Annotated in this window: 12 protein-coding genes and 1 riboswitch; of the genes, 8 read left to right on the top strand and 4 right to left on the bottom strand. The window is 35.3% G+C overall.

Features of this window, described 5'->3' with window-relative positions; genetic code table 11:
- The first annotated feature begins 158 nt into the window (after positions 1–158).
- Positions 159–503 (top strand): phenylpyruvate tautomerase MIF-related protein, encoded by a 345-nt coding sequence (locus FYJ58_RS11275; RefSeq protein WP_154519828.1) that lies wholly within the window; start codon positions 159–161, stop codon positions 501–503.
- 3 nt (positions 504–506) lie between these two features.
- Here the strand turns inward: FYJ58_RS11275 and FYJ58_RS11270 are convergent, their stop codons facing one another.
- Positions 507–902: a putative ABC transporter permease gene (locus FYJ58_RS11270; protein WP_154519827.1), complete on the bottom strand. Its 396-nt coding sequence runs from the start codon at positions 900–902 to the stop codon at positions 507–509.
- 56 nt (positions 903–958) lie between these two features.
- Positions 959–1,807 (bottom strand): YitT family protein, encoded by an 849-nt coding sequence (locus FYJ58_RS11265; protein WP_154519826.1) that lies wholly within the window; start codon positions 1,805–1,807, stop codon positions 959–961.
- 207 nt (positions 1,808–2,014) lie between these two features.
- On the opposite strand from FYJ58_RS11265, the gene FYJ58_RS11260 reads away from it, so the two are divergent.
- The 5 genes from FYJ58_RS11260 to folK are packed head-to-tail and all read left to right on the top strand — an operon-like array spanning position 2,015 to position 6,843.
- Positions 2,015–3,217, top strand: coding sequence for a class I SAM-dependent rRNA methyltransferase (locus FYJ58_RS11260; RefSeq protein ID WP_154519825.1), 1,203 nt, complete (start codon positions 2,015–2,017; stop codon positions 3,215–3,217).
- Between the two features lies 1 nt (position 3,218).
- Entirely contained in the window at positions 3,219–4,601 is a 1,383-nt protein-coding gene (locus tag FYJ58_RS11255; protein WP_154519824.1) for a bifunctional folylpolyglutamate synthase/dihydrofolate synthase, read from the top strand.
- Positions 4,598–5,155, top strand: coding sequence for a GTP cyclohydrolase I FolE (gene folE, locus FYJ58_RS11250; RefSeq protein ID WP_154519823.1), 558 nt, complete (start codon positions 4,598–4,600; stop codon positions 5,153–5,155). Before FYJ58_RS11255 ends, folE begins: the two co-directional genes overlap by 4 nt.
- A 16-nt stretch (positions 5,156–5,171) precedes the next feature.
- Positions 5,172–5,996 (top strand): dihydropteroate synthase, encoded by an 825-nt coding sequence (folP, locus tag FYJ58_RS11245; protein WP_154519831.1) that lies wholly within the window; start codon positions 5,172–5,174, stop codon positions 5,994–5,996.
- Positions 5,997–6,009: 13 nt separating this feature from the next.
- Positions 6,010–6,843, top strand: coding sequence for a 2-amino-4-hydroxy-6-hydroxymethyldihydropteridine diphosphokinase (folK, locus tag FYJ58_RS11240; protein ID WP_154519822.1), 834 nt, complete (start codon positions 6,010–6,012; stop codon positions 6,841–6,843).
- Here folK and FYJ58_RS11235 read toward each other — a convergent pair.
- Both FYJ58_RS11235 and FYJ58_RS11230 read right to left on the bottom strand, forming a co-directional pair.
- On the bottom strand, positions 6,818–7,831 hold the full coding sequence (locus tag FYJ58_RS11235; protein WP_154519821.1) for a DUF5050 domain-containing protein: 1,014 nt from the start codon (positions 7,829–7,831) through the stop codon (positions 6,818–6,820). The genes folK and FYJ58_RS11235 overlap by 26 nt on opposite strands.
- A gap of 19 nt (positions 7,832–7,850) precedes the next feature.
- Positions 7,851–8,987 (bottom strand): chorismate mutase, encoded by a 1,137-nt coding sequence (locus FYJ58_RS11230; RefSeq protein ID WP_154519820.1) that lies wholly within the window; start codon positions 8,985–8,987, stop codon positions 7,851–7,853.
- Between the two features lie 119 nt (positions 8,988–9,106).
- Positions 9,107–9,215, top strand: a riboswitch (TPP riboswitch).
- A gap of 85 nt (positions 9,216–9,300) precedes the next feature.
- On the opposite strand from FYJ58_RS11230, the gene thiE reads away from it, so the two are divergent.
- Positions 9,301–9,936 (top strand): thiamine phosphate synthase, encoded by a 636-nt coding sequence (gene thiE / locus FYJ58_RS11225; RefSeq protein WP_154519819.1) that lies wholly within the window; start codon positions 9,301–9,303, stop codon positions 9,934–9,936.
- 55 nt (positions 9,937–9,991) lie between these two features.
- The gene (gene thiD / locus FYJ58_RS11220; RefSeq protein WP_154519818.1) at positions 9,992–10,771 is read left to right on the top strand and encodes a bifunctional hydroxymethylpyrimidine kinase/phosphomethylpyrimidine kinase; all 780 of its coding nucleotides are present in this window, start codon (positions 9,992–9,994) and stop codon (positions 10,769–10,771) included.
- The last annotated feature ends 32 nt before the right edge of the window (positions 10,772–10,803 follow it).

Below are 10,803 nucleotides of genomic sequence, written 5' to 3'. Positions count from 1 at the left end.
CCTTTCTTGGATAGTGGATTTTAGTTTTTTGTCAACTCTATTATACCATATCCGGTGAGGAGTTATTTGTTTTTAGATAACAAAAAATGCCGTATTTATGCGGCTTGTGGCGTTTCACAAACGCCTACCTATTATACGAAAAATGAGAGGAGAATATTATGCCATTTATTAATTCAAAAATTAGTGTGAAATTAACAGAGGAACAGGAGAAGAAGATTAAAAATCGACTGGGAAAGGCCATCGCATTAATTCCAGGGAAAACAGAAAGCTGGCTTATGGTTGGATTTGAAGATGATTATAAACTGTACTTTAAAGGAGAAGCCTGTGAAAAAATTGTTTTTGTAGAAGTGAGCATTTTTGGAAGTGCAAGTAAAACGGCATTAAATAGTCTGACAGTAGAGATTTGTGATATTTATAACGAAGAATTGGGCGTGCCAAAAGACAAGATTTATGTGAAATATTCAGAAACCCCGAACTGGGGATGGAATGGAAGCAATTTCTAGGGACTAACGGGAGAGAACTTTTTCGTAAAAAAGACCGACCGCAAACCACAAAGGTGCATAGTCAAAACGGATTAGTCCTTGGTAATTGAATCTTGCTTTGCTGTAATCCCATGGACAGGCGTTATATTTTTTTAGAGCTTTACCAGTAAAAAATTCAGCAAAGAAAATGCAAATAGTATAGATTGTGCCACGAAAGAATAAGTTAAATGATTTTATTCTTTTACTGATTGGCAGAAGAAAAGCTCCCATTCCATAGATTGGAAACATCCAAACGGATGTTTTGCAATGTAATTGACGGTCTTTATGTTCTTTGATGGCTGAAAGACCTGTCCAGAAACATTCCATGCACCATCCACATAGACCACAAAGAATAAAATTAGTTGTAATTGAATTTTTCATAAAAATAGTTTCTCCTAATTTAGGAGAAACTATTCTGCTTTTCTGGATAAAATTTATTATACGTTATGGAATCCTTTTCCGATGATTTCACTTGTATTGGTTATTAGAATAAAGGCAGTTGGGTCGGTTGACTTTATAAACATTCTTAATTTGATTGCCTCTTGTCTGTTAAGTACAGTAAATACAATATATTTGTGACCATGGCTAAAAGCTCCTTCAGCTTCACAAATAGTTGCACTTCGGTTTAATTCATTTACAATAAAATCACAAATGGGTTCAGGTTCTTTACATACAACATTAAAATATTTGCAAAGATTAATACTTTCAATTACACTGTCAACTAAAAGGGATTTAATTGTAAGTCCAAGTACGGAAAATAACCCTGTTTTAACGTCGAAGATGAAGAAAGAGCATAGCGTTATTAAAATATCAGTTACTAATAAAGCATTACCAATATTGATGCTGGTGTATTTTTTTAGTAACATTGCAATAACATCAGTTCCACCGCTAGAGGCACCGATATTAAACAAAATAGCAGAACCAAAAGCAGGCAGGGCAATTGCAAATACCAGTTCAAGAAGGGGTTCATCTGTTAAAGGCTGTTTTAAAGGTACAAGACGTTCAAATCCGGATATTGTTACGGAGAGCAGAATACTTGTATAGGCAGTTTTCGCGGCAAACCCCTTTCCCAAAAAGATTAGGCCGATGATTAATAGTGCCATATTTATAATAAAGGTATAATCTCCGGCACTTAGTGAAAACACATTACCAATTAAGACTGCAAGTCCGGTAACACCACCAAATGTAAAGTTGTTAGGAAATTTGAAAAAATAAATTCCAACAGCCATAATGAGTGTACTAAAGGTCATTAACCAGAATTCTTTTAGACTATTTTTTGTAATCATGATTGTTTAATTACCTGTCTTTCGTGTTTTTTTACAGTTTATATTGTACCACGTTTTTTTTTGATGTCTAGGTTTTTTTTCAACATTATGATATACTGTAACAGACTTAAGTAATTTGTCAAAAAACATGTTATTTTTACAGATTGGATATAATTTAGCAGATATAGGTTTAAATTATAGCAATAAAAAAATCAGATAGGAGTTAATATGGAACGAGCAGTTGTTACAATAAAAAAGGGTCAGGGAAGAATGTTAAAAGCAGGTGGAATGTGGCTTTTTGACAATGAAATAGATAAAATAGAAGGCGAATTTCAAAATGGTGATTTAGTAACTGTGGAAGACTTTGACGGATACGGAATGGGAACCGGATTTATTAATACGAATTCTAAAATTGTAATTCGTATGTTGTCTAGAAAAAAAGAACAGATAGTAGATTCTGAATTTATTCAGATGAGAGTTAAAAATGCTTGGGAATATCGAAAAAAGACGGTAGATACAAGTAGTTGCAGAGTTATTTTTGGTGAGGCAGATTTTTTGCCGGGCATAGTGATTGATAAGTTCGCTGATGTACTTGTTGTGCAGTCGCTTGCACTGGGAATTGATCGCTGGAAAATGGTGATTGTAAATTACTTAATTGAACTTTTAAGTAGGGATGGAATTCAAATTCGTGGTGTTTACGAAAGAAGTGATGCAAAGGTAAGGCAAAATGAAGGGATGGAACGCAAAAAAGGATTTTTAAGTGAACCATTTGATACGAAAGTTCCAATTGAAGAAAATGGAGTAAAATATTATGTTGATGTTGCAGAAGGACAAAAAACCGGCTTTTTCCTAGATCAAAAATATAATCGGCTTGCCATTCAAAGACTATGTAAAGGTGCAGAAATTTTAGATTGCTTTACTCATACTGGTTCTTTTGCATTGAATGCAGGAATTGCAGGTGCTGCTAGTGTTTTGGGAGTGGATGCTTCTAATTTAGCAGTAGAACAGGCTACAGAAAATGCCAGATTAAATGGGCTAGAGGAACGGGTAAAATTTCAATGTGAAGATGTTTTTGATTTCCTTCCACAGTTAGAAGCAGAAGATAAAAAGTTTGACGTTGTTATTTTAGATCCACCGGCATTTACGAAATCCCGAAATTCTGTTAAGAATGCAGTTAAAGGATATCGTGAGATTAATATGCGCGGATTAAAATTGGTAAAAAATGGAGGTTTTCTTGCGACTTGCTCGTGCTCTCATTTTATGACACCAGAGTTATTTACAGAAACAATTGCACAGGCCGCAAGAAGTGCACATAAACGGTTAAGACAGGTTGAATATCGTACACAGGCGCCAGATCATCCAATATTGTGGGCAGCAGATGAATCTTATTATTTGAAATTTTATATTTTCCAAGTTTGTGAAGAGGCGTAAAATGAAGATTGAAAAAGTAAAATCGAAATACCAGGATGGTGAATATGAAAATATTATGTCCTATGAACAGGCGATGGCTTATATGGATAAAGCAGGTCAGTATGGAAGCGTGCTAGGATTAGAAAATATAACAGAACTAATGAGAAGATTAGGAAATCCGGAAGAGCGGCTAAAGTTTGTGCATATTGCAGGAACCAATGGAAAAGGTTCGGTTGGAGCATATATTACAGCGATTTTAGCTAAAGCAGGGTATTTAGTCGGAAGATATGTATCTCCTGTTCTGTTTGAATACAGGGAACGAATTCAGTTTATGGGGATAGACGGGAACGTTTTTTATATTAGTGAAGAAAAGGTGGCAGAACATCTTTCGAAAATTAAAAATGTCATTGAACAGATGGTAAAGGAAGGAAAACCACATCCAACACCGTTTGAGATAGAAACAGCAATGGCATTTTTAGAGTTTGCAGATCAAAAATGTGATATTGTTGTATTAGAAGTTGGTATGGGTGGACGATTAGATTCTACGAATGTAGTGAAAAAAGTTGAGTGTGCAGTTTTAACTTCAATTAGTATGGATCATATGAAATTTTTGGGTAGTACTTTAGGTGAAATTGCATTTGAAAAAGCGGGAATTATTAAGAAAAATAGTTTAGTTGTATCTTCTTCCCAGAAAGAAGAAGTAAAAAAAGCAATTGAGAAAAAAGTGAGAGAAGAAAATGCCAGAGTTGTTTTTGCAAGTTATGATGATATAAAAGAAATGGAATATTCTTTGAATGGAACAACATTTGTTTATAAAAGTCCCCGAATGGAAAAGGAAGAGAGAATAACGACCTCTTTGCTTGGAGAATATCAGCCATTTAATGCAGTAACTGCGATTGAAACAATTTTGTCGTTAAAAGAAATCGGATATCAGATTGAATGGAGGCATATTGTTTCAGGTATTGAAAGTGCTGTGTGGCGAGGCCGGTTTGAAATAATTCATAAAAATCCGATTGTTATCATAGATGGAGCCCATAACGAAGGTGCGTCTTTATCTTTAAGAAAATCGATGGAGTTTTATTTTAAAGGTAAAAAAGTTTATGCAGTGGTTGGTATTTTTGCAGATAAAGACTATTCGACGATTTTGAAAAATACATTAGGTTGTGTTGATAAAGTTTATGCGATACAGCCCAATAATGTAAGAGCACTTGTGTCTTCTGAACTGGCAGAGGAAGCAAGAAATTACTGTTCTTCTGTTGTTGATGCCAAAACCGCAAAACAAGCGATGAATCTGGCATTAAAAGAGGCAGGAAAAGATGATATTATAATTGTCTACGGTTCTTTGTCATACCTTTATGAAGTAGTGGAGTACTTTCAAACGAGAGAAAAGGAGAATGAAAGATGATAGATGAAACGAAAATTCAGGAAGCGGTCAAATTATTTCTTGAGGGAATTGGAGAAGATGTTAATAGAGAAGGATTAGTTGAAACTCCAAAAAGAATCAGCTCAATGTGCAAAGAATTATTTTCTGGAATAGACAAGGATGCAAAGGAACATCTTTCAAAAGTATTTACTGCAGCTCACAATGAACTTGTGCTTGAAAAAGATATTACCTTTTATTCTGTATGTGAGCATCATTTTCTACCTTTTTATGGTAAAGTTCATATTGCATATATACCGGACGGAAAAGTCGTTGGTTTGAGCAAATTGGCCAGAACAGTCGAAGTATATGCAAGAAGAGCTCAGATACAGGAGCAGATGACAACACAGATTGCAGATGACATTATGGAGTATTTAAACCCTTTGGGAGTTATGGTAGTCATAGAGGCTGAGCATATGTGTATGACAATGCGGGGAATTAAAAAGCCTGGATCTAAGACAATCAGTTTTGTAACAAAAGGTGTTTTTGCAACAGATGAAGTGAAGCAAAAACTTGTTTTTCAGCTAATTAAGGAGTAGTAAAATGGTAAAAATGATGAGGATTGGAAATCGAGATTTTGCAATTGGTAAGCATACGTATGTAATGGGAATTTTAAATGTTACACCGGATTCTTTTTCGGACGGAGGCAGTTTTAATTCTCTGGAACGTGCAATGAGTCATGTAAAAGAGATGATAGAAGAAGGCGCCGATATTATTGATGTTGGTGGAGAGTCAACAAGACCAAACCATGTTCAGATAACAGAGCAAGAGGAAATTGAACGAGTTGTTCCAATTATTCGTGAAATAAAAAAACAATATGATATTCCGGTATCAATTGATACTTACAAAGCAAATGTTGCAAGAGAGGCTTTAAAAGCAGGGGCAGATTTCGTGAATGATATCTGGGGCTTAAAATATGACGTAAATATGGCTTCAGTAGTAAAGGAATACGATGTACCTGTTTGTATTATGCATAACAGGGATAATACAGAGTATGGTGATTTTTTAAATGATGTAATGGAAGATTTAAAAGAATCTTTAGAAATTGCAAAAAAAGCAGGAATTAGAGAGGAACAGATTGTGCTTGATCCCGGTGTCGGCTTTGGTAAAACGTTAGAAATGAATCTGGAATGTGTGAATCGTCTGGAAGAATTTAATCGTTTTGGTCTTCCAGTTCTTCTTGGCACTTCAAGAAAATCAATGATTGGGCTGACCTTAGACTTACCGGTAACAGAGCGGGAAGAGGGAACTATGGTAACTACTGTTATGGGAGTGATGAAAGGATGTGGTTTTGTACGGGTACACAATGTAAAAGCAAATGTCAGAGCAATTAAAATGACGGAAGCCATTTTGAAGGCAAACGGAAATAAAAAGAAGTAAAAGGATTGAAGCTATGGATAAGATAACAATAAAAGATTTAGAAGTATTTTGTCATCATGGAGTATTTCCGGAGGAAACGGTACTGGGACAAAAGTTTATGGTGACTGCGGAGTTTTTTTTCGATATAAGAAAAGCAGGGAAAACAGATGATTTAAACGGTTCCCTTAATTATGCAGAGGCGGCTCAATATATAAAGAAATTTATGGAACAAAATACCTATCAATTATTAGAAGCTGTTGTAGAACATTTGGCAAAGGCACTTTTACTTCGTTATCCATTTGTTGAAAAGGTACTGCTTGAATTGAAAAAGCCCTGGGCGCCTATTTTACTTCCTTTAGATACGGTTTCGGTTACAGTGGAACGAAGGTGGCATACCTGCTATCTGGCAATTGGAGCTAACCTTGGAGATAAAGAGGCAAACTTTAAACGTGCAATTCAATTACTTGATGAAGATGAATTGACAAGAGTTACAAGGGTATCTGACTTTATTATAACAGAGCCTTATGGCGGTGTTCCTCAGGATGATTTTTTAAACGGCGCATTGGAAATAAAAACACTTCGGACACCAGAGGAAGTACTTGAACTGATTGGAAGTATTGAACAGGATTTAAAAAGGGTTCGGGAAATTCATTGGGGACCAAGAACAATAGACTTAGACATTATATTTTATGATGATATTGTAATGCAGGAAGAAACATTAACGATTCCGCATAAAGAAATGGCAAAAAGAGACTTTGTACTAAAGCCTCTTAGCCAAATTGCACCGGCAAAAATCCATCCATTGCTTGGAGTGACTGTAACAAAACTTTATCAAGAATTGCTTAATTCTCTAGTACCGGAGGATTAAAAGTAGAAATCGAATCGTTGTTAACGGATAAACGATATATTTTTTTTGAATCAAACTCTTGGAAGAAGACATAATTGCTTGTTACGTGAATGTTGTTATAGTCTCCTTCTAAGAGTGTTTTACTTTTTAAAGTTTCAAGATTAAGTTTACAAAGCCGATTGTTATTACCGCCATCTACCTGATAGTAAAGGTATTTTCCACTATTACTGATATTGAAGAAAGAAACCCGCTCTTTTCCCAAAATTTTCAGATTGCTTCCATCTTTATTAATTCTTGCAAGTGCGTAGTTATTGCTTAAAGAAAGAAAATAGATGTATTTGTCAGTAGCAATCGGAGTATAACAGTTTCCTTCGTAAAGTAAATTACTGGAAGTACTGTTGGTGTCCATAGTATAAATATTATGGTTATTTTTTTGACCATTATAATAAAGAAAGTTGCCAGAAAAAGAAGCAGGAATAATTGCTTCATCACTTAGTTTTTTTTCTTCTTTTCCATCAATTCGAACACGATAAAATTTTAGTCCGTCATCTGCGTTATAATGTTGGTAATAAATATAATTTCCTTTTAAGGATGTGAGCTTTGCAGGATTATTATAAAGCATTTTTATATGTTTTCCTTTTTTATCAATACGATAAATCCCGACGCTATTAAAATTAAAAAAATCACCAGTTGCTTTGTTTCGATTATGATTATCGCGGACATAAACAATATATTTTCCGGCAGCGTTGATATAAGAGGCATTGTCTGAATGAAGCTTTTTAAAATTTTTGCAGTTTAAATCCATTGAATAAAGTGCACCATCATCATTTGGGTTACTAAAATAAATTAGATTGCTATCCTCACAAAAGATTCCCCCATTTAGTAAGTTCCCGGCAGTATTTCCAATCGCAGTTTCATCGTTAAAATATGTTTTTTGCGAAAAATGTGAAATAACACCGATACTGCCAATGATAAGAATAAGAATTATAATTGTAATTGCACGTTTCATCAAAAACCCCCTCTTTCAGTTAAATTGTTTGAAAGTTTCCTAAAATTTTCAAGCTGACTGCCTCTTCTTTTATACCATAAATAGCATTTTTTACACCCGGATTAGTTAAATTTCCTTCAAAATCGACAAAAAAGCGATATTCCCAAGGCTTTCCCTGAATTGGTCTTGACTCAATTTTGGTCATGTTTAAGTCATTATATATAAAATGGGAAAGTATGTTATAAAGGCTTCCGCTTTTATGGGGTAATTCAAAACAGATACTGACTTTATTGGCATTGGTGAGAAATATTTTTTCCTTGGCAATTACAATAAAGCGGGTGGAATTGGTATATTCCGAATTTAAATGGGTTTGTAAAATGGAAAGGTTGTAATATTTGGCAGCATAAGGACTTATGATTGCTCCGTTTGAGCAGTCGTGTTCCATAGCAATTCGTTTTGCACTGGCAGAAGTGCTATTATAAGGAACTGCTTTAATTTCCGGATGAGAATCAAAAAAATTTTTACACTGTAAAATTCCTTGTGGATGCGAATAAACTTTTTTTAGGTCTGAAATTGAAGAACCCGGAAGACCGGCTAATACATGGTCTACTTTTAGTACGTGTTCTCCTATAATATTATTGTCATAATGTACGAGTAAGTCGTAAATATCGTCAATACCTCCGGTTGAAGAATTTTCGATTGGCAATACCCCATAATCTGCTTTTTGGTTATGTACCGCCTCCATGACACTTTGGAAAGTTGAGGCAGAAAAGCTTTTGACAGAAGGACCAAAATAGTCATTCATTGCCTGCTGGGTGTAAGAGCCAGGCTCACCAAAGTATACTGCAGTAGAAGTATCTTTAGAAGGAAGAGAATCTAATTTATGATAAGGCAATTCTTCCTTTGTAGGAGAGATTAGACTATATTGATATTTTCGGCTAATTGACATGATTTGGGTAAATAATTCTTCTACGGGATAGACATTGTATTCGTTTTGAACCAGCCCTTTTAATGACTGTATTTTTTGCTGTTCGCGGTTTTTGTCAAGAACTGGTTTTCCCGTTTGAATTTTATATTCGGCAACTTCTTTGGCAAGTGCCATACGTTCTTCAAAAAGAGCTACAATTTGCCTGTCAACAGAATCAATTTTTTCCCTTGTTTTAGATAAATCTGGCATTTTTTTCTCCCCTTTCTTATTTCTATTATTATATAATACGTTAAAGTTATGTTCAAGAATTTTTACGGATTGCATTTTATAAGTTGTTATGCTAGAATTTAATCCAGACAGAGAATCGAATAACAAACAAGGGGAGCTTGTAGTGGCAGGCTGAGAGGAAGTAATTAACTTCGACCCATATAACCTGATTTGGGTAATGCCAACGTAGGAATTCATATAAGGACATTTTTAGGGAAGCACTTACCATGCTTTCCTTTTTTGTTATAAGGAAGTTTGTCTGTGATTTTTGTTTGGAAAGGGGAGATGCAAGTAAATGCAAGTGGATAAAAAAAGAATGACATTGTATGCAGTGACTGATCGAAAATGGACAACAGAGCATACTTTAGCAGAGCAGGTAGAACAAGCATTACAAGGAGGAGCTACTTTAATTCAGTTAAGAGAAAAAAAGCTTTCATTTAATGAATTTTTGGAGGAGGCAAGAGTGATAAAAAATCTTTGTGCCAGGTACCAGGTTCCACTCATTATCAATGATAATGTAGACATCGCAATGACTGTAAATGCCGATGGGGTACATTTGGGGCAAAACGATTTGAGTATAAAAGAGGCGAGAAAACGCGTTGGAGAGGGTAAGATAATTGGTGCAACGGCAAGAACAAAAGAACAGGCAATCAGAGCAGAGAGGGAGGGAGCGGATTATATCGGCTCTGGTGCTGTGTTTGGAACTTCGACAAAGCAAGACGCAAAAACAATGTCGATTGAAACCTTGAAGGAGATATGTGAGGCAGTTTCAATTCCGGTTGTTGCAATTGGAGGGATTGACCGATCAAATATTCGAAACTTAAAGGGAAGTAAAATTGCAGGAACTGCGATTGTGTCCGGTATTTTTTCGAAGAAAGATGTGAAAACAGAAGTAAAGCTGCTTCGGGAAGAGTTGGAAGCGATTCTTTGATTGCTTTCGACGGTTAAACCAAATTTTATATAACATATGGAAAGAGGGAAGGAAAATGTTAAAGGTCTTAACAATTGCCGGTTCTGACTGTAGTGGGGGAGCGGGAATTCAAGCAGATATTAAAACAATTACGGTTCATAAGCAGTATGCAATGAGTGTTATTACTGCAGTAACTGCTCAAAATACGACAGGTGTGTATGGAATTATGGATGTAGAACCGGAATTTGTGGCAAAACAGATTGACTGTGTATTTTGTGATATAAAGCCCGATGCAGTTAAAATAGGAATGGTATCGAATAAGGACATTATTGAAGTAATTGCTGATAAATTAGAATACTACAAAGCAAAACATATCGTTGTTGACCCAGTTATGGTATCAACAAGTGGAAATAGGCTTCTGTGCAAAGAGGCAGAAGAAACGTTAAAGACTCGTTTACTTCCGATTGCGGAGCTTATTACCCCTAATATTCCGGAAGCGTCCGTTTTATCTGAGATAGAGATTAGTAAAAGAGAAGAAATGGAAGAGGCAGGATCTCGTTTGAAAAAATGGGTAACAGGCAGTGTCTTAATAAAAGGCGGGCATAGCAAAGAACAGGCAGATGATTTATTGTGTTGGAATAATAATATAAATTGGATTTGCGGTGAACGGGTGGCAAATCCGAATACACATGGAACCGGTTGTACGCTTTCTTCTGCGATTGCCTGTAATTTAGCGGAAGGCAATAATATATATGAAAGTGTTAAAAAGGCAAAAGAGTATGTAACGGGAGCGTTAAATGCCAAATTAAAGTTAGGCGTGGGAAGCGGTCCGTTAAATCATAGTTATTTGATTTAAAAAGCTTGAAAGAAAGGAATTGATTTTATTTT

The sequence above is a fragment of the Velocimicrobium porci genome, assembly GCF_009696045.1.
Lineage (GTDB): Bacteria > Bacillota > Clostridia > Lachnospirales > Lachnospiraceae > Velocimicrobium > Velocimicrobium porci.
The sequence above is the reverse complement of the archived record's forward strand: the minus strand, read 5'-3'. Positions and strand labels throughout refer to the sequence as shown.

Bases quoted from the DNA above. Each gene is read 5' to 3' on its own strand.
- FYJ58_RS11275 (WP_154519828.1), top strand. From the start codon at position 159: ATGCCATTTATTAATTCAAAAATTAGTGTGAAATTAACAGAGGAACAG.
- FYJ58_RS11270 (WP_154519827.1), bottom strand. From the start codon at position 902: ATGAAAAATTCAATTACAACTAATTTTATTCTTTGTGGTCTATGTGGA.
- FYJ58_RS11265 (WP_154519826.1), bottom strand. From the start codon at position 1,807: ATGATTACAAAAAATAGTCTAAAAGAATTCTGGTTAATGACCTTTAGT.
- FYJ58_RS11260 (WP_154519825.1), top strand. From the start codon at position 2,015: ATGGAACGAGCAGTTGTTACAATAAAAAAGGGTCAGGGAAGAATGTTA.
- FYJ58_RS11255 (WP_154519824.1), top strand. From the start codon at position 3,219: ATGAAGATTGAAAAAGTAAAATCGAAATACCAGGATGGTGAATATGAA.
- folE (WP_154519823.1), top strand. From the start codon at position 4,598: ATGATAGATGAAACGAAAATTCAGGAAGCGGTCAAATTATTTCTTGAG.
- folP (WP_154519831.1), top strand. From the start codon at position 5,172: ATGAGGATTGGAAATCGAGATTTTGCAATTGGTAAGCATACGTATGTA.
- folK (WP_154519822.1), top strand. From the start codon at position 6,010: ATGGATAAGATAACAATAAAAGATTTAGAAGTATTTTGTCATCATGGA.
- FYJ58_RS11235 (WP_154519821.1), bottom strand. From the start codon at position 7,831: ATGAAACGTGCAATTACAATTATAATTCTTATTCTTATCATTGGCAGT.
- FYJ58_RS11230 (WP_154519820.1), bottom strand. From the start codon at position 8,987: ATGCCAGATTTATCTAAAACAAGGGAAAAAATTGATTCTGTTGACAGG.
- thiE (WP_154519819.1), top strand. From the start codon at position 9,301: ATGCAAGTGGATAAAAAAAGAATGACATTGTATGCAGTGACTGATCGA.
- thiD (WP_154519818.1), top strand. From the start codon at position 9,992: ATGTTAAAGGTCTTAACAATTGCCGGTTCTGACTGTAGTGGGGGAGCG.